A 16,861-nucleotide genomic window follows, 5' to 3' on the forward strand; every position below is an offset into this window, starting at 1 on the left:
CCTCGGGCCCGGGATAGGTTCGTGCGATGACCTCGCCGCGCCTGCCCCGACCCGCCGTGGGCGCAGGCGCGACCGCCGTCGTCCTGCTCCTGGCAGCGGGCTGCACCGGCGGCGCCGGAGGGGGCCCGAGCACCTCGGCCTCCTCGTCCACCACCGCGGCGTCGCGCCCGTCCGGCACGACCACGGGCACCTCGGCGCCCTCGACGTCCTCCACGGCGTCGTCGTCCTCCAGCAGCCCCACCAGCGCACCGTCGTGCGGTGCCAAGCTCGCCGCCAGGCTCACGCCGGCCCAGCGCGCCGGCCAGCTGCTCATGGTGGGCCTGCAGCCGACGGGCAGCTCCCGTGCGCTGGCCGCACAGGTCCGCAGCCAGGGCCTGGGTGGGGTCATCTACCTCGGCGGGTGGACCTCGGGCTCGGCCGGCGTGCGCACCGTCTCGGCCCGGCTCCAGGCCGCCGCCGGCGGCGACCTGCTCGTCGCGGCCGACCAGGAGGGCGGCCAGGTCCAGCAGCTGCGCGGGCCCGGCTTCACCCGCATCCCGTCCGCGCGGACCCAGGCGACCACCACCCCGGCGACCGAGCAGCGCAACGTCACCGCGTGGTCGCGCGAGCTCCTGCAGGCCGGGGTCAACCTCAACCTGGCACCCGTCGCCGACACCGTGCCCACCTCGCTCGGCGCGGCCAACCAGCCGATCGGACGCTACCGCCGCGACTTCGCCCCCGGCTCGCCCTCGACCAACGCGACGTATGCCGCCGCGTTCGTCCGCGGGTCGCTCGCCGCGGGGGTGGCTCCCACGGCGAAGCACTTCCCGGGGCTGGGGCGGATCACGGGCAACACCGACGTCACGACCGTGGGCACCACCGACTCGACCACGGACCGTGACGACCCCTACCTCGCCCCGTTCCGCGCCTCGATCGCCGCCGGCGCACCGCTGGTGATGATCTCCTCGGCGCGCTACCCCCGCCTCGACGCCGACAACCGGGCGATGTTCTCCAGGGCGATCGTCACCGGGCTGCTCCGCGACCGGCTGGGGTACCACGGCGTGGTCATCACCGACGACGTCGGCGCGGCCAAGGCCGTGTCGGCCGTCCCCGTGGGCGAGCGGGCCACCCGGTTCATCGCGGCCGGCGGGGACATCGTGCTGACGGCCGAGGCCGGGCAGGCGGGCACGATGCTGGCCGCCATCGCGGCGAAGCGGAAGGCGAGCCCGGCGTTCGCCGCGCAGGTCGACGCGGCGGCGGCCCGCGTGCTCGACCTCAAGGCGGACCTGAAGCTCGTCAGCTGCGACTGACCCGGCCGGCCGTGTCGGGGTCGGGGCACACCGGCACCCCCTCTACACTCGCGGGCGTGGTGAGGCGCATCAGGTCAGGGCGAGCCCAGGCCATCGTGGGCTGGTTGGCCGACCTCGGGGCCGTCCTGTCATGCGCGCTCTTCGCCGCCCGGCCGGCCCGGGGCATGGACGTCTCGTTCGACCTGGTGTCCTACCACTACTACTACTCCTGGCTCTTCTTCCACGGAGGGGTCGCCCAGGTCGACCCGGAACCGTTCGCCAACCGGTACATCAACCCCTTGGCGCAGTTCCCCTGGTTCCTGCTGGACCAGGCGCTACCGCCTCGCCCCGCCACGGCCGCGATCGCCGCCGTGGCGGGCCTGAACCTCGTGCTGGTGCGCCGGATCACCTTGCGGACTGTCACCTTGCGCTCGCCGTGGGGGGCCACGGCCCTCTCCCTGGCCGCGATGGCCGTGGCCGGGACCGGCGCGATCTTCAGCATGGAGCTGGGGATGAGCCTGGCCGACGTCGTGGTGAGCATCCCCATGCTGGCCGCCCTGTTGGCGGTGCTCGCGGCGGTACATGCCGGGTCCCGGAGAGAGCGCGCGATCCTGTTCACCCTGGCCGGCATGCTGTCAGGGATCGCCGTGGGGGCGAAGCTCACGATGACCGGGTACGCCGTGGCCCTTGGCCTCGGTGTGGTCGTCGCCTGCCTGTTCCGGCGCAGTGCCTGGCCCGTCGTCCAGCACGCTGTGGGGGCCGTCGCGGGAGTAGCGGTGTCGGCGGGCTGGTGGTTCGCCAGCGTCTACCAGGCCACCGGCAGCCCGGTCTTCCCGTACTACAACGCCGTCTTCAAGTCGCCTCTGTGGGACCAGACGAACCTGCGCGACACCCGTTTCGGCGCTCGAGGGATCGACGACGCCCTGCGGTTCCCGCTGTACATGTTCGAGGGCACCAGCCGGCTGCTCGACGTACCCGTGCGGGACGTGCGCTGGGTCGTCCTGGCGGTGCTCCTGCTGCTCGCGGGACTGGCCGTGGCCGTCGCGGCCGCGCGGCGCCGGCTGGTGCCGCCGCACCCGGCGGTGCTGGTCTTCTGGACCTTCTTCCTCGTCGGCGGCCTCCTGTGGACGTTCCAGTTCGGGATCGCCAGGTATGCCGTCACGACCGAGCTGCTCACGGGAACCGCCTTCGTCCTGGCCCTACGCCTGCTCCTTCGCAAGCCCGTCGTCGCCGCCGCGGTGGCGGTGCTGCTCGCGGCCGGGATGGCGCCCTTCGACGAGGGCAGGTTCAGGCACCTGCCGTTCGCCAGCCAGCGGCTGCAGCTGTTCACTCCCGAGCCCTTCCAAGCGCTCGGTCCGGGCGACGTGATCATCGCCGACAACGCGTTCGGCCCGGCCAGCTGGATGCTCACCGAGGTCGACCCGAGGGTCGTCCGCCACGTCGTCCACCCCTGGTTCAACGACCAGCCGATCGATGCCAAGGTGCGCGACCAGCTCGCCACGGCCCGCCGCATCCACGTGTTGCTGTCCCTGGACTGGCCCACGAGCACCCGCAACCGCCAGGCGCTCCAGCGTTCGTACGGCTTGACCGTCGTCGGGCCGTGCACCACGATCCGCTCGAACCTCGGGAGCAAGGCACTCTGCCTCGCCACCTACACCCCGCCGGAAGGTGCCGCGTGACCACCAAGCCCACCATCGCCGCGATCGTCCCGTGTCACAACGAGGAGACTGCGGTCGCGAACGTTGTGCGTGACCTGCGCGCCGCCCTCCCCGACGCCGAGATCTACGTCTATGACAACGCCTCCACCGACCGGACGATCGAGGTCGCCCGGGCCGCGGGCGCCATCGTGCGGGAGGAGCCGCGCAAGGGCAAGGGCAACGTCCTGCGCCGGGCCTTCGCCGACGTGGACGCCGACGCGGTCCTCATCATCGACGGCGACGACACCTACGACGCCTCCCGGGCCGGTGAGCTCGTCGACCTGCTGTTCGAAGGCCCGTACGACCAGGTCCTGGGAGCACGTCGGGAGGTCTCGGACTCGGCATACCGACCTGGTCATGCGATCGGCAACCGCCTGCTCACGGGGGCGGTCGCTGCCCTCTTCGGGCGGCAGGTGACCGACATGCTCAGCGGCTACCGCGTGTTCTCGCGCCGCTTCGTCAAGTCCTTCCCCGCCCTGTCGCACGAGTTCGAGACCGAGACCGAGATGACCGTGCACGGACTGCGCCTGCGGCTGCCCACGGTCGAGGTCCCCACGGACTTCAAGGACCGGCCTGCCGGCAGCGAGTCCAAGCTGCGGACCTACCGCGACGGCTGGCGGATCCTCCGACTCATCCTCAGCCTCGCCCGGCGCGAGCGGCCCTCGCTCTTCCACGGGAGCCTGGCCGGCGTGCTCGCACTCCTCGGGCTCGTCATCGGCGCGCCCGTGGTCGCCGACTACGTGCGAACCGGCCTGGTCCCCCGCTTCCCGACCGCGATCCTCGCCTCGGCCGTCATGATCATCGCCGCCCTGGTTCTCATGGTCGGTTATGTGCTCGACGGGCTGGCCCACGAACGCCAGGAGCAGGCGCGCCTGGCCTACCTGCGCTACCCCGCACCGGACCCCGAACGGTCTGCCGTCGCTCGTCGGTGAGCCGCCTCAGGGCAGCGACTGGACCTCGGTGACCGGCATCGAGGAGTCGGCGGGCAGGGCGAGGTCGGACGGCGTCCGGCCCTTGAGCACCATCTGCGCCCCGAGCGAGGCGACCATGGCGCCGTTGTCGGTGCACAGGCCGGGCCGGGGCACCCGCAACGCGATCCCGGCCTCGTCGCAGCGCTCCTGGGCCATGGCCCGCAGTCGGGAGTTCGCGGCCACGCCGCCGCCGATCTGCAGGTTCTGGACCCCGTGCTCGCGGCAGGCCGCGACGGCCTTGCGGGTGAGCACGTCCGTGACCGCCTCCTGGAAGGACGCCGCCACGTCCGCCACCGGCACCGGCTCACCGCTCGCCTCGCGGGCCTGCACCCAGCGCGCGACGGCGGTCTTCAGGCCGGAGAAGGAGAAGTCGAACCGGTGGCGCTCGAGGTCGCGGCCGGTCGTCAGGCCGCGCGGGAAGTCGATCGCGACCCGGTCGCCCTCGCGCGCCGCCCGGTCGATGTACGGGCCGCCGGGGAACGGCAGCCCGAGCACCCGGGCCACCTTGTCGAACGCCTCGCCCGCGGCGTCGTCGATCGTCGACCCCAGTGACGTGATCTCGGACGTGACGTCGGGGACGAGCAGGAGGGAGGAGTGGCCGCCCGACACGAGCATCGCCAGCGTCGGCTCCGGCAACGGGCCGTGCTCCACGATGTCGACCGCGACGTGCGAGGCGAGGTGGTTGACGCCGTAGAGCGGCTTGCCCAGGGCGACCGCGAGCGACTTCGCGGCGGCGACCCCCACCATGAGCGCACCGGCCAGGCCGGGACCCGAGGTGACTGCCACGGCGTCGAGGTCGGCGAGGCGCACCCCGGCGTCGCGGGTGGCGCGCTCGATCGTCGGGATCATCGCCTCGAGGTGCGCGCGGCTGGCCACCTCGGGCACCACGCCGCCGAACCGCGCGTGCTCGTCGACGCTGCTGGCGATCGCGTCCACGAGCAGCGTCTCGCCGCGCACGATGCCGACGCCGGTCTCGTCGCAGGACGTCTCGATGCCGAGCACCAGCGGCTGGTCGGCGCTCATGCCGACACCTCCCCGGTGAGGGAGCGCCGCATCACGAGGGCGTCCACGTCACCCGGCTGGTAGTAGCGGCGTCGCACCGTGAGCACCTCGAATCCGTTGTTGTCGTAGAGCTTTCGGGCCGCCTCGTTGTCCGCCCTGACCTCGAGCATGAGGTGCTCGGCGGAGTCGGAGCGGGCCCGTGCGACGAGCTCCTCCAGCACCGCGCGCCCGAGCCCACGGCCCTGCGCCTCGGGGGCGACGGCCACGGTCATGACATCGGCGACGTCGCCGCCGAGGGCGAGCCCGCCGTAGGCGACCACCGCGCCAGCGGCGTCCTGCTCGACGACGTAGGAGCGACGCGGGCGGCCGGCCAGCTCGGACCACCACGTCGCCTGCGACCACGCGTCGTCGGGGAAGAGCCGTCGCTCGAGCGCGTCGAGCGCCGGGATGTCGGTCCAGCGCACGTCCCTCACCGGTGCGCCCGCTCGGCCGTCGTCAGGGCGTCCGGCCGCCGCAGGTAGAGCGGCTCGACCGGCATCGGCTCCCCGGCGACGATGCGCGCGGCGGCCAGCTCGGCCAGCACTGCGGCGTCGACGTCGAGGACGTCCACCGCCGTGGGAAACAGGTCGGGGTAGAGCAGGGGTCCCCGGCCCGCAGTGGGCAGGCCGCGCACGTCCTCCGGCAGGTCGGCGGGCCGGTCCACCGCCGGCTCGGTGAGCCGTCGCACGCCGGCCGGCTCCACGGCATACCGGGCGGTGTAGACCTCCTTGCGCCGGGCGTCGGTCGCCACGAGCAGCTCGTCCCCGCCGACGCGGCCGCGTGCCTGCGCGGCCAGCACGTCGAGGCTGCAGACGCCGTGGACCGGGATGCCGCGGGCGTGGCCGAACACCAGGCCCGTGACGATGCCGACCCGCAGGCCGGTGAAGGGCCCCGGGCCGGTGCCCACGACGACGTCGGTGACGTCCGAGGGGGCGCACCCGGCGTCGGCCAGGCAGCGCTGGACGAGTGGTGCGACGTACTCGGTGTGACCACGGGCGTCCAGGACCGCTGCGGCAGCACGGGTCCCGTCGTCGTCGCGCAGGGCGACGGTGATCGCCGACGTCGACGTGTCGATCGCGAGCAGCAGCATCAGGCCTCCTGTGCCAGGGCCGCGAGGGCCGCGGTGTCCCAGTGGGCTCCGTGGGCGTCCAGCCGCACGGTCCGGGTGTCCTCGCCGGCCAGCACCAGCTCGAGCCGGTCCTCGGCGAGGTCCTCGGCCAGGCCGTGCCCCCACTCGACGACCGTCACGGAGTCCTCCAGCGAGGCGTCGAGGTCGAGGTCGTCGAGCTCGGCGAACCCGCCCAGCCGGTACGCGTCGACGTGCACGAGGGCGGGGCCACCCACGAGCGAGGGGTGGACGCGGGCGATGACGAAGGTCGGGGAGGTGATGGGGCCGCGCACCCCCAGGCCCTCGGCCAGGCCCTGGGTGAGCGTGGTCTTGCCGGCGCCGAGCTCGCCGGTCAGGACGACGAGGTCGCCGGCGCGCAGCAGGCGGCCCAGCCGGGCGCCCCACGTCCGGGTGTCCTCGGCGACGGCCAGGGGCGGGCTCGTCACGGACCAGGACTGGGAGTCGGACTCGGCCGTGGACGACGGCTCAGGCACGGCGGGACCTCCTTCGCGGGGCGGGCGAGCGGCGCGCCTCGGCGACCTTGCGCTTCTTGGCGAGGTCGGTGAGGGTGCGGCGCACCCGCGGCTTGCGCTCGACGTGGACGCCCTCCCGCGCGGCCCGCATCCCGCGCTCGATGAGGGCGAGCAGCTGCTCGTTGAGGACCTCGGGGTGCTCGAGCATGATGATGTGCCCGGCCTCCTCGACGACGACGTGCTCGGCGCCGGGGACCAGCCGGACGATCGCCTCGGAGTGGGCCGGCGGCGTGAGCAGGTCCTCGGCGCCGTTGAGCACCAGCGTCTCGATGCCGTGGAACTGCGCGAGCGCCTTGCGCTTGTCGTGGACGTCGATCGAGGGGAGGAAGTCGGCCATCACCTGCAGCGGCGTCCCCATGATCATGTCCGCCGTGTAGCGGACCGTCTCGGGGGAGACGGGCGAGGCGAAGCTGTACCGCTCGACGACGAGGTCCTCGACCTCCCGGCCGACCCGCCGGGCGGTGTCGACCAGTCCCTGCCGGGTCCCGAGCCGGGCCAGCAGGCGCGGGCCGAGCCGGCCCAGCACGCGCCCCACGAACTGGCCGAACCCGAGGGTGAGCATGTTCTCGCCGCCCGCGCTCGTCGCGACGAAGGCAGCCGCGACGACGCGCTCGCGGACCACCTCGGGGAACTGCTCGGCCATCGACATGACCGTCATGCCGCCCATCGAGTGGCCGATGAGCACGAGCGGGCCCTCCGGGACGGTCTCCTCCACGACGCGGTGCAGGTCGCGGCCCAGCTGGTCGATGGTGCACGACTCGGCCGGGGCCAGCCCGGAGCGGCCGTGGCTGCGCTGGTCCCACAGCACGACGCGGTACCCGGCCTTCACGAGCGCTCGCCGCTGCAGGACCCAGCTGCGCAGGCTGAGGGTGTAGCCGTGGGAGAAGACCACGGTCGGCTTGTCGGGGGTCGCGGCGGCCGGGTTGCCGTCGTCGACCTCGACGTGCAGGCCCACCCCGTCGTCGGCGAGGATCTGCATCTCGCGGTCCGCGGTGTGGGTGTAGGTGCCCTGGGGCGAGAGCACGGCATACCGGGCCTGCCGCTCGCCGCGCACCTGCCGGGCGGCCACCCCCGCGGCCGTCGCGACGCCGGCGGCGGCCAGCCCCACGCCCAGCCCGACGAGCCCGCGGTTGGGCGGGCTCACAGGTCCTCATCCCCGAGGAGGACGCGGGGGACGCGGGCACCCAGCCGGGTCACGACCTCGTAGTTGATGGTGCCGGCAGCAACGGCCCAGTCCTGCGCCGTGGGCTCCCCCTCGGCCCCGACGCCGAACAGCACGACCTCGTCGCCCGCCGCGGCAGGGCTGTCGGCCCCGAGGTCGAGCACGAACTGGTCCATGCAGACCCGGCCGGCCACGGCACACCGCAGCCGCCCGACCTGCACCGGCCCCCTGCCGGACGCGTGGCGCGGGATCCCGTCGGCATACCCCAGCGGCACCAGGCCGAGGCGCGTCGGCGCACTCGTCGTGTACGTGTGGCCGTAGGAGATGCCCTGGCCCTCGGGGCAGTCCTTCACCAGCGCGAGCCGGGCCACGAGCCGCATGGCCTCCCGCAGGCCGAAGTCCTCGGGGGCGCCGAGGTCCGGCACGGGGGACAGCCCGTAGACCGAGACGCCCGGCCGCACGAGGTCGTAGTGCGCGGACGGGTTGGTGAGCGTGGCGGCCGAGTTGGCGAGGTGGCGCACCTGGGGGCGTATGCCGGCCCGCTCGAACTGCTCGAGCAGCCCCTCGAAGCGCTCCTGCTGGGCCCGCACGGTGGGGTGCTGGGGAGCATCGGCGTAGGCGAAGTGGGAGAAGACCCCCACCACCTCGACCGCGCCCTCGGCCTGGGCCCGGGCGACGTCTGCCACCAGGGCGTCGAGCTCGGCGCCCCAGGCGCCGTTGCGGCCCAGCCCGGTGTCCACCTTGACGTGGATGCGGGCGGCGCGCCCGGTGGCGGTGGCGGCGGCGAGCGCCTGCTCGAGCGACCACCGCGCGGCGACCCCGAGGTCGATGCCCAGGCCGACCGCCTCGGTGAAGTCCTGGCCCGGGACGTGCAGCCACGACAGCACGGGCACCTCGACGCCGGCCCGGCGCAGCTCGACCGCCTCGGGCAGCTGCGCGACGCCGAGCCAGCTGGCGCCCCCGCGGACGGCGGCGCGGGCGGCGGGCACCAGCCCGTGGCCGTACGCGTCGGCCTTGACCACGGCCATGACCTCGGCCGACCCGGCACGTGCGCGCAGGGCGCGGACGTTGGCGCTGATGGCCCCGAGGTCGACCTGCGCGCACGCGGGAAGCCCCGGCGGGGCCGGGGCGAGGGGGGTGGGCACGGTGCGGTCGCTCATCAGCGTCCAGTCTTCCATGTCCCGCACGGCCGCTCGCGCTGACCGGGCATGCTGGGCCCGTGACCCTGCCCTCCCCCGCCGGCGGCGTGGCAACCCCCGAGGACGAGCGGGCCGTGCGGCGTGCCCGGTGGGCCGTGTCGGCGATGTTCGCCACGAACGGCGCCCTGTTCGCCGGCGTGGTGCCGCGCTACCCGGACATCACGGCCGCGCTGCACCTGTCGAGTGCCGCGTTCGGCGCCGCGGTGGCGGGGTACGGCGTGGGGGCCGTCCTCGCCGGACCGTTCGCCGCTCCGCTGGTGCGCCGGTTCGGCTCCGCGCGCTTCGCGGTGGCGACGACCCTGGGGGTGGCCGCCAACCTCGTGCTGATCGGGGCCGCGCCCGCGTGGGCGCTGCTGGCGCTGGCCCTGGCCCTGGCCGGCGCCCTCGACTCCCTGACCGACATCGCCGAGAACGCCCAGGGGTTGCGGGTCGAGCGCGGACTGCGCCGCTCGGTCCTGGGCTCGATGCACGCGATGTGGAGCGTCGGGGCCGTCGCCGGTGGCGCCCTCGGGAGCGCAGCGGCCGGGCTCGGGGTCCCGGTCGCGCTGCACCTCGGCATCGTCGGCGTCCTCGCCGCGGCGGTGGCGCTGGCCGCGGGCCGGGCCCTGCTCCCCGGCCACGAGGCCCTGGCGGTCGCACCCGCCCGGACGGGGCCGCGTCGGCGTCGCCACCACGTCCGGCTCGGCGGGCTGCTCCTGGCGCTGGCCGCGGTCGCCTCGATGGGCCAGCTCGTCGAGGACGTCACGGCCACGTGGAGCGCGCTGTACCTGCGGGAGTCGCTCGGGGCGGCGGCCGCGGTCGGCGGCCTGGGGTTCGTGGCGCTGCAGGTGACCCAGACGGGCGGGCGCCTGGTCGGCGACCGGCTCGTGACCGCCTTCGGCGACCGCTCGGTCGCCCGGGTCGGCGTCGCCCTCGCCGGCACGGCGATGACCGTCGCGCTCCTGGTGCCGAGCCCCGCGTCGGTCATCGCCGCGTTCGCCGTCGCGGGGCTCGGGATCGGCACGCTGATCCCGGCCGGGCTGCGGGCCGCGGACGCGGTGCCGGGGTTGCGCCCGGGGTCGGGGCTGGCGGTGGTCGGGATGGGCCTGCGGGTGACCCTGCTCCTGTCACCCCTCGGCGCGGGTGCGCTGGCCCAGGCCCGCGGCCTGGGGGCGGTGCTGTGGATCCTGCCGGCCGCGGCCGTCGTGGTGCTGCTGCTCTCGCCGAGCCTCCCGGGACGCCGGCGACACGGCTGAGGACGGAGTCCGTGGGCGGGCCTGGCGGCGGCCGGCGCTGGTGCCGGCACCTCGGTTCAGCGGGCGAGGAGCGCGGCGACCGTGCCCGGCACGGCGTGCGCGACGGCGAGCGCCCGCACCGGACCACCGGGGTTGGCCCGGTCCGCGGCGACCCCGTGGACCAGGGCCGCGAGGCTGCCCGCGTCGAGCAGGTCGAGGCCGGCCGCGAGGAGCGTGCCCGCGATGCCGGCCAGGACGTCGCCCGCCCCGGCCGTCGCGAGCCACGGCGGTGCGTCGCGCTGCGAGCGCACCGGCAGGCCCGAGTCGGTCGGGGGCACGACCAGCGTGGTGGAGCCCTTGAGCAGGACGGTCGCACCGGTCGCGTCGGCGACGCGGCGGGCGTGTCCGAGCGGGTCTGCACTCACCTGCTCGCGGGTCACCTCGACGTCCTCGAGCCGGGACAGCAGCCGCGCCAGCTCGCCGGCGTGCGGGGTGAGGAGGGTGGGAGCGTCCCGGCGCCCGGTGACGAGGTCGAGCCCGCCGGCGTCGACGAGGACCGGCAGGTCGGAGGCGAGCGCGGCCCGCGCCGTGTCGAGCTGGGCCTTGCTCCCCTGGGCTCGCGACGCCGTGTCCAGGCCTGGCCCGACCACCCAGGCCTGCACCCGCCCTTCGCCGAGCACCGCCTCGGGGACGGCCGACCGGACCTGCGCCGCCGGGGTCGGCGTGCCGACGTACCGGACCATGCCCACGCCGGCCTCCACGGCCGCGGTGCAGCACAGCACGGGCGCGCCCGGGTAGCTCTCCCCACCAGCCACCACGCCCAGCACGCCGCGGGAGTACTTGTCGGCGGACGCCCCGGGCACCGGCCACAGGTCGGCGACGTCGTCGAAGTCGAGTCGCTCCACGTCGGCGGCGCCCTCCACCGCCAGCCCGATGTCGACCAGCGTCAACGCGCCGACGGCCGGTTCGGTGGCGGGCAGCAGGTGCACCGGCTTGGCGACCCCGAAGGTCACGGTCTCGTCCGCGAAGACCCCGGTGTCGGAGGCCGAGCGGCCCGCCGGGTCGTGCCCCGAGGGCAGGTCGACCGCGAGGACGTGCGCCGTGTCGGGCACCGCGTCGACCCAGGCGGCCGCGGCCTGCGGCAGCCCCGGTCGGCCGCCGATGCCGAGCACGCCGTCCACGACGAGGTCGGCGTCCTCGAGCGCCGCGAGCTGCTCGTCCCGCGGACCCAGCACCCGGACGCCCGCCCGGGTGGCGGCGTCGCGCCCGGCCTCGTGGACCGGCCAGTCCCCCACGAGCGCCGCGCAGTCCAGGCCGTCGGCCGCGAGGTGCGCCAGCGCGTACAGGGTGTCGCCGCCGTTGTTCCCCGGCCCGACGAGCCCGACCACCCGGCGGCCGCCGCGCTCGCGCACCCGGGCCAGGCACACCTGCGCCAGGCCGCGCGCAGCCCGCGCCATGAGCTCGCCGTCCTCGAGCGTCGCCATGAGCGACTCCTCCGCCGCGCGGACCCGGTCCGCGGCATACGCCCCCAGCATGCTCAGCCCTCCGCGACCACGACGGCCGACGCGATCCCCGCGTCGTGCGACAGCGAGACGTGCAGCGCGTGCACCCCCAGGGCGTCGGCGCGCGCCTCCACGGTGCCGCTCACCACGAGGTGGGGGCGGCCGTCGTCGCCGCGGCGCACGGTGGCGTCGTGCCACTCCAGGCCGACGGGGGCGCCGAGCGCCTTGGCGAGGGCCTCCTTGGCGGCGAACCGGGCGGCGAGGGAGTTGAGCGGCAGCGCGCACTCCTCGTCGGTGAAGAGGCGGTCCCGCAGGGCCGGCGTGCGTTCCAGGGTCGCCCCGAAGCGCTCCACGTCGACGACGTCGATCCCGACCCCGACGATCACCGGGGGGACCGCCCCACGCGAGTCCCTGCCGCCCTGTGCGTCGACACGCCGCCCACGGCGCTCACTCGACGGTGACGCTCTTGGCGAGGTTGCGGGGCTGGTCGACGTCGAGGCCCTTGGCGGTCGACAGGTGCAGCGCGAAGACCTGCAGCGGCACCACGGTCAGCAGCGGAGCGAGCAGCGGGGAGGTCTGGGGCACCCGGATCACCTCGTCGGCGAACGGCACCACGTCCTCGTCGCCCTCCTCGGCGATCACCAGGGTGCGCGCGCCCCGGGCCCGGATCTCCTGGATGTTCGAGACGACCTTCTTGTGCAGGTCGTGCGGCGTTCCGGGGCCGGGGACGACGATGAAGACCGGCTGGCCGGCCTCGATGAGCGCGATGGGGCCGTGCTTGAGCTCGCCGGCCGCGAAGCCCTCGGCGTGGATGTAGGCGAGCTCCTTGAGCTTGAGCGCGCCCTCCATCGCCACGGGGTAGCCGACGTTGCGGCCGAGGAACAGGACCGAGCGGGTGTCGGCCATGAACCGGGCGATCTCCTTGACCCGGTCCATCCGGCCGAGCAGCTCCTCGAGCTTGGCGGGGACCTCGTGCAGCTCCTTCATCACCGCCTGCGCGTCGTCGGCGAAGGTGCCGCCACGCAGCTGGGCGAGGTAGAGCCCGAGGATGTAGCAGGCGGTGATCTGGGCGAGGAACGCCTTGGTCGACGCGACGGCGATCTCCGGGCCGGCGTGGGTGTAGAGGACGGCGTCGGACTCGCGCGGGATGGTCGAGCCGTGGGTGTTGCAGATGCTCAGGGTGAGCGCCCCCAGCTCGCGGGCGTGCTTGACCGCCATGAGGGTGTCCATCGTCTCGCCGGACTGGCTGATCGAGACGACGAGCGTGCGCTCGCTGGCGATCGGGTCGCTGTAGCGGAACTCGTGCGCCAGCGAGACCTCGACGGGGATGCGGGTCCAGTGCTCGATCGCGTACTTGGCCACCATGCCGGCGTAGGCGGCGGTGCCGCAGGCGACGATGATGATCCGGTCGACCTCGCTGAGCTGCTGCTCGGTGATGGACATGTCGTCGAGCACGAGCCGGCCGTCGGAGTCGGTGCGCCCCAGCAGGGTGTCGCCCACGGCGTGCGGCTGATCGTTGATCTCCTTCTCCATGAACGTCGCGAAGCCGCCCTTCTCGGCGGCCGCGGCGTCCCAGGTGACCTCGTAGTGCTTGCCGTCGGCCGGGGTGCCGTCGAAGCCGGTCACCTCGTAGGAGTCCGGGGTGATCGTGACGATCTGGTCCTGGCCGAGCTCGAGGGCGTTGCGGGTGTGACCGATGAACGCGGCGACGTCCGAGCCGAGGAAGTTCTCGCCCTCGCCGAGGCCCACGACGAGCGGGCTGTTGCGGCGCGCGCCGACGACGACGCCGGGGCTGTCGGCATGCACGGCGAGCAGGGTGAAAGCCCCCTCGAGCCGGTTGACGACCCCGCGCATCGCCTCGGTGAGGTTGCCGGTCTGCGCGTACTCGCGCGCGACGAGGTGGGCCGCCACCTCGGTGTCGGTCTCGCTGTCGAACAGGACCCCGTCGCGCTGCAGCTCGCCCTTGAGGGAGTGGAAGTTCTCGATGATGCCGTTGTGGATGAGGGCGAGCTTGCCGTCGGCGCCGCCGCGGTGCGGGTGGGCGTTCTGGTCGGTCGGGCCGCCGTGCGTGGCCCACCGGGTGTGGCCGATGCCGGTGGTCGCGCCGGGCAGTGCGTCGGCGTCGAGGGCACCCCGGAGGTTCACGAGCTTGCCGGCCCGCTTCTCGGTGGCGACGCCCCCTTCGGTCACGAGCGCGACACCCGCCGAGTCGTAGCCGCGGTACTCCAGCCGGGCGAGCCCCTCCATGACGACGTCGAGCGCCTTGCCGTCGGCGTTCGGCCCGACGTATCCCACGATTCCGCACATGGGAAGCAGCGTAACGGCCGACCGGGCTGCCGCACGCAACGCCTGTCGTGGGCCACAATGGCGCGCGTGACCCACCCCTCCGGCGGCGCCGGCACCCTCCCCTCCCCCTACGTGGAGCTCGACCGCCAGGCGTGGGCGCGGCTGCGCGAGAACCAGCCGCTCAGCCTGGCGGCGGCCGACGTCGCCCGCGTGCGGGGGCTCGGCGACCGGATCGACCTGGTCGAGGTCGAGGAGGTCTACCTGCCCCTGTCGCGGCTGCTCAACTTCTACGTCGGCGCGACGGCGGGGCTGCACCGGATCACGTCGGACTTCCTGGGCGAGCAGCCGGCCAAGACCCCGTTCGTCATCGGGGTGGCCGGCTCGGTGGCCGTGGGGAAGTCCACGACGGCCCGCCTGCTCAAGGAGCTGCTCTCGCGGTGGCCCGGCACCCCGGAGGTGGAGCTGGTCACCACGGACGGGTTCCTCTACCCCAACGCCGAGCTCGAACGCCGCAACCTGCTGCAGCGCAAGGGTTTCCCCGAGTCCTACGACCGCCGGGCGCTGCTGCGCTTCGTCGCCGAGGTGAAGTCGGGGCGCGCCGAGGTCACCGCCCCCGTCTACTCGCACCTGACGTACGACATCGTCCCGGACGAGGAGATCGTCGTCCGCCAGCCCGACGTCCTCATCGTGGAGGGGCTCAACGTGCTCCAGGCGCCACGGGTGCACGAGGACGGCCGCACGGGGCTGGCCGTGAGCGACTTCTTCGACTTCTCGGTCTACGTCGACGCCCGGCTCGAGGACATCCGGGAGTGGTACGTCGAGCGGTTCCTGCGGCTGCGCGAGACCGCCTTCGCGGACCCGGACTCCTACTTCCACCGGTATGCCGCGCTGTCCGACGCGCAGGCGCGCACCACGGCCCTGCGCATCTGGACCGACATCAACGAGGTCAACCTGCGCGAGAACGTGCTGCCCACCCGCAGCCGCGCAACCCTGGTGCTGGCCAAGGGCCGCGACCACGGCGTGCGCCGGGTCCGCCTGCGCAAGCTCTGAGCTCCCCGACTCGCCGAGCAGCCGATCCGGTCGTACCGTCACAGACCGGAACATTCAGGACTCGGCGAGGCGAGGCAGGGGCACACCATGGCGACGGACACCGGTTCGGCAGCGGCGACGACGACCTCCGAGGAACCGCGGCTGCGCCGGCACATCGGCATCGTGGGTCTGCTCTTCGCGAGCGTCGGCTCGATCATCGGCTCGGGCTGGCTCTTCGGCGCCCTGAACGCCGCACAGCAGGCCGGGCCGGCCGCGGTGATCTCGTGGGCGCTCGGCGGCCTGATGATCCTGCTCATCGCCCTCGTGTACGCCGAGCTCGGCACCATGTTCCCCCTCTCCGGCGGCGTCGTGCGCTACCCGCACCTGTCCTTCGGGTCGTTCGCCAGCTACACGACGGGCTGGATCATGTGGGTCGCCGTGGCCACCACCGCGCCGATCGAGGTGGAGGCGGCGCTGCAGTACGGCACCAAGTACGCGGCGTTCACCCGGGAGAACACGGTCCACGGGGAGACCGTCCACACGCTGACCGCCCTCGGCTACGGCACCGCCGTCGTCCTCATGGCGGTCTTCGTCGTCATCAACTACTTCGGCATCCGGTGGTTCGCCCGCGTCAACAACGTCCTGGTCTGGTGGAAGCTGGGGATCATCGTCCTGGTCATCGTGGCGTTCCTCCTCACCGCGTTCCACGGCGGCAACTTCACGGACTACGGCTTCGCCCCCCAGGGCCAGCACGGCATCTTCACCGCCATCGCCACGTCGGGGATCGTGTTCTCCTACCTGGGTTTCCGCCAGGGGATCGAGCTCGCCGGCGAGACCGACAACCCGAAGCGCAACGTCCCCATCGCGGTCATCGGCTCGGTCCTGCTCACCGCGGTCATCTACATCGCCCTGCAGGTGGCGTTCATCGGCAGCCTGGACCCGGGCACCCTGGCCCACTCGGGGAGCTGGGCGAAGCTGTCGTACGGCGGCGACTTCGGTCCGCTGGCCTCGCTGGCGAGCCTGCTGGGCCTGGGCTGGCTCGCGGTCCTGCTCTACATCGACGCCGTCGCCTCCCCCGGCGACACCGGTCTGATCTACACGACCATCACGTCGCGGATCTCCTACGCCATGGCCCGCAACGGCAACGCGCCCGCCGCCCTCGCGCGGACCACCCCGCGCGGCGTGCCGCTCGTCAGCCTCGTCGTGACGTTCGTGGTGGGCCTCATCGTGTTCCTGCCGTTCCCCAGCTGGCAGCAGCTCGTCGGCTTCATCACCTCTGCGACGGTGCTGTCCTTCGGCTCCGGGCCGCTCGTGCTCGCGGCCCTGCGCAAGCAGCTCCCCGACGCGCCGCGGCCGTTCCGGCTGCCCGGCTCGCACACCATCCCCCTGCTGGCCTTCTTCGCCTCGAACCTCATCATCTACTGGTCCGGCTGGCTGGTGAACTGGAAGCTCTTCGTGTCGGTGCTCATCGGGTTCGTCCTGCTGGCGGTCTTCACCGTGACCGGCCAGGTCCGCGCGCCCCGGCTGGACCTGCGGGCGGGCGCGGCCTGGCTCCTGCCCTGGCTCGTCGGGCTCGCCCTCCTGTCCTACCTGGGCGACTTCCCGGAGAAGGACAAGGGTGCCGGCAACCTCGGCCTCATCGGCTTCGGCCTCTCGATCGTCCTCGTCCTCGCCCTGTCCGTGGGCGTGTACGTCATCGCCTACGCCAACCGGCTCAGCCCCGAACACGCCTCCGAGCACGTGGAGGCGAACCGGGCCGAGGCCGAGGTCGAGGGCGAGACCGACCGGGCAGAGGCCCGCACCGCCTGAGCGGCGCCCGTGCGCCGGGTCCGACGGGCGCCGATGATGGGG

At 74.0% G+C, this 16,861-nt stretch carries 15 protein-coding genes; 6 read left to right on the plus strand and 9 right to left on the minus strand.

All coding sequences use genetic code 11. The annotated features are described in order from the left end of the window. Positions 1 to 26: 26 nt before the first annotated feature. From ACYVDO_RS18185 to ACYVDO_RS18195, 3 genes are read left to right on the plus strand one after another with little or no spacing between them, the layout of a single operon-like run. Positions 27 to 1,289, plus strand: a complete 1,263-nt coding sequence (locus ACYVDO_RS18185; RefSeq protein ID WP_460938520.1) for a glycoside hydrolase family 3 N-terminal domain-containing protein — start codon at positions 27 to 29, stop codon at positions 1,287 to 1,289. Between the two features lie 56 nt (positions 1,290 to 1,345). Continuing rightward, positions 1,346 to 2,947 carry a hypothetical protein gene (locus tag ACYVDO_RS18190; RefSeq protein WP_460938522.1) on the plus strand — a complete coding sequence of 534 codons (1,602 nt, stop codon included), beginning with the start codon at positions 1,346 to 1,348 and terminating at the stop codon, positions 2,945 to 2,947. Then, positions 2,944 to 3,897 (plus strand): glycosyltransferase family 2 protein, encoded by a 954-nt coding sequence (locus ACYVDO_RS18195; protein ID WP_460938524.1) that lies wholly within the window; start codon positions 2,944 to 2,946, stop codon positions 3,895 to 3,897. Before ACYVDO_RS18190 ends, ACYVDO_RS18195 begins: the two co-directional genes overlap by 4 nt. Positions 3,898 to 3,903: 6 nt before the next feature. Here ACYVDO_RS18195 and tsaD read toward each other — a convergent pair whose 3' ends face one another. From tsaD to alr, 6 genes are read right to left on the minus strand one after another with little or no spacing between them, the layout of a single operon-like run. Further along, positions 3,904 to 4,959: a tRNA (adenosine(37)-N6)-threonylcarbamoyltransferase complex transferase subunit TsaD gene (gene tsaD / locus ACYVDO_RS18200; RefSeq protein WP_460938526.1), complete on the minus strand. Its 1,056-nt coding sequence runs from the start codon at positions 4,957 to 4,959 to the stop codon at positions 3,904 to 3,906. Then, positions 4,956 to 5,411: a ribosomal protein S18-alanine N-acetyltransferase gene (rimI, locus tag ACYVDO_RS18205; protein ID WP_460938528.1), complete on the minus strand. Its 456-nt coding sequence runs from the start codon at positions 5,409 to 5,411 to the stop codon at positions 4,956 to 4,958. Before rimI ends, tsaD begins: the two co-directional genes overlap by 4 nt. After that, positions 5,408 to 6,067: a tRNA (adenosine(37)-N6)-threonylcarbamoyltransferase complex dimerization subunit type 1 TsaB gene (gene tsaB / locus ACYVDO_RS18210; RefSeq protein WP_460938530.1), complete on the minus strand. Its 660-nt coding sequence runs from the start codon at positions 6,065 to 6,067 to the stop codon at positions 5,408 to 5,410. The genes rimI and tsaB overlap by 4 nt, the downstream gene beginning before the upstream one ends. Then, a complete protein-coding gene (gene tsaE, locus ACYVDO_RS18215) occupies positions 6,067 to 6,531 on the minus strand; it encodes a tRNA (adenosine(37)-N6)-threonylcarbamoyltransferase complex ATPase subunit type 1 TsaE (RefSeq protein WP_460938617.1) in 465 nt (154 codons plus the stop codon). Before tsaE ends, tsaB begins: the two co-directional genes overlap by 1 nt. Positions 6,532 to 6,571: 40 nt before the next feature. Then, positions 6,572 to 7,762, minus strand: a complete 1,191-nt coding sequence (locus ACYVDO_RS18220; RefSeq protein ID WP_460938532.1) for an alpha/beta fold hydrolase — start codon at positions 7,760 to 7,762, stop codon at positions 6,572 to 6,574. After that, the gene (alr, locus tag ACYVDO_RS18225) at positions 7,759 to 8,940 is read right to left on the minus strand and encodes an alanine racemase (RefSeq protein ID WP_460938534.1); all 1,182 of its coding nucleotides are present in this window, start codon (positions 8,938 to 8,940) and stop codon (positions 7,759 to 7,761) included. Before alr ends, ACYVDO_RS18220 begins: the two co-directional genes overlap by 4 nt. Positions 8,941 to 8,999: 59 nt before the next feature. Here alr and ACYVDO_RS18230 point away from each other — a divergent pair, with 59 nt between their 5' ends. Then, positions 9,000 to 10,214 (plus strand): MFS transporter, encoded by a 1,215-nt coding sequence (locus ACYVDO_RS18230; RefSeq protein WP_460938536.1) that lies wholly within the window; start codon positions 9,000 to 9,002, stop codon positions 10,212 to 10,214. Positions 10,215 to 10,270: 56 nt separating this feature from the next. Here ACYVDO_RS18230 and ACYVDO_RS18235 read toward each other — a convergent pair whose 3' ends face one another. The 3 genes from ACYVDO_RS18235 to glmS all read right to left on the minus strand — a co-directional run bounded on the left by ACYVDO_RS18235 (position 10,271) and on the right by glmS (position 14,002). Beyond that, positions 10,271 to 11,728 (minus strand): bifunctional ADP-dependent NAD(P)H-hydrate dehydratase/NAD(P)H-hydrate epimerase, encoded by a 1,458-nt coding sequence (locus ACYVDO_RS18235; protein WP_460938538.1) that lies wholly within the window; start codon positions 11,726 to 11,728, stop codon positions 10,271 to 10,273. A gap of 2 nt (positions 11,729 to 11,730) precedes the next feature. Beyond that, positions 11,731 to 12,081: a holo-ACP synthase gene (locus tag ACYVDO_RS18240; protein WP_460938540.1), complete on the minus strand. Its 351-nt coding sequence runs from the start codon at positions 12,079 to 12,081 to the stop codon at positions 11,731 to 11,733. 61 nt (positions 12,082 to 12,142) lie between these two features. Next, on the minus strand, positions 12,143 to 14,002 hold the full coding sequence (gene glmS, locus ACYVDO_RS18245; protein ID WP_460938542.1) for a glutamine--fructose-6-phosphate transaminase (isomerizing): 1,860 nt from the start codon (positions 14,000 to 14,002) through the stop codon (positions 12,143 to 12,145). A 57-nt stretch (positions 14,003 to 14,059) separates the two neighbouring features. Between glmS and coaA the strand changes: the two genes are divergently transcribed. Further along, entirely contained in the window at positions 14,060 to 15,031 is a 972-nt protein-coding gene (coaA, locus tag ACYVDO_RS18250) for a type I pantothenate kinase (RefSeq protein WP_460938544.1), read from the plus strand. A gap of 87 nt (positions 15,032 to 15,118) precedes the next feature. Beyond that, positions 15,119 to 16,819, plus strand: a complete 1,701-nt coding sequence (locus tag ACYVDO_RS18255) for an APC family permease (RefSeq protein WP_460938546.1) — start codon at positions 15,119 to 15,121, stop codon at positions 16,817 to 16,819. Positions 16,820 to 16,861: the final 42 nt, after the last annotated feature.

The sequence above is a fragment of the Phycicoccus ginsengisoli genome (assembly GCF_054779295.1).

Coding starts and splice junctions, on each gene's coding strand:
- ACYVDO_RS18185 (WP_460938520.1), top strand. CDS start 27: ATGACCTCGCCGCGCCTGCCCCGACCCGCCGTGGGCGCAGGCGCGACC.
- tsaD (WP_460938526.1), bottom strand. CDS start 4,959: ATGAGCGCCGACCAGCCGCTGGTGCTCGGCATCGAGACGTCCTGCGAC.
- tsaB (WP_460938530.1), bottom strand. CDS start 6,067: ATGCTGCTGCTCGCGATCGACACGTCGACGTCGGCGATCACCGTCGCC.
- alr (WP_460938534.1), bottom strand. CDS start 8,940: ATGAGCGACCGCACCGTGCCCACCCCCCTCGCCCCGGCCCCGCCGGGG.
- ACYVDO_RS18235 (WP_460938538.1), bottom strand. CDS start 11,728: ATGCTGGGGGCGTATGCCGCGGACCGGGTCCGCGCGGCGGAGGAGTCG.
- glmS (WP_460938542.1), bottom strand. CDS start 14,002: ATGTGCGGAATCGTGGGATACGTCGGGCCGAACGCCGACGGCAAGGCG.
- coaA (WP_460938544.1), top strand. CDS start 14,060: ATGGCGCGCGTGACCCACCCCTCCGGCGGCGCCGGCACCCTCCCCTCC.
- ACYVDO_RS18255 (WP_460938546.1), top strand. CDS start 15,119: ATGGCGACGGACACCGGTTCGGCAGCGGCGACGACGACCTCCGAGGAA.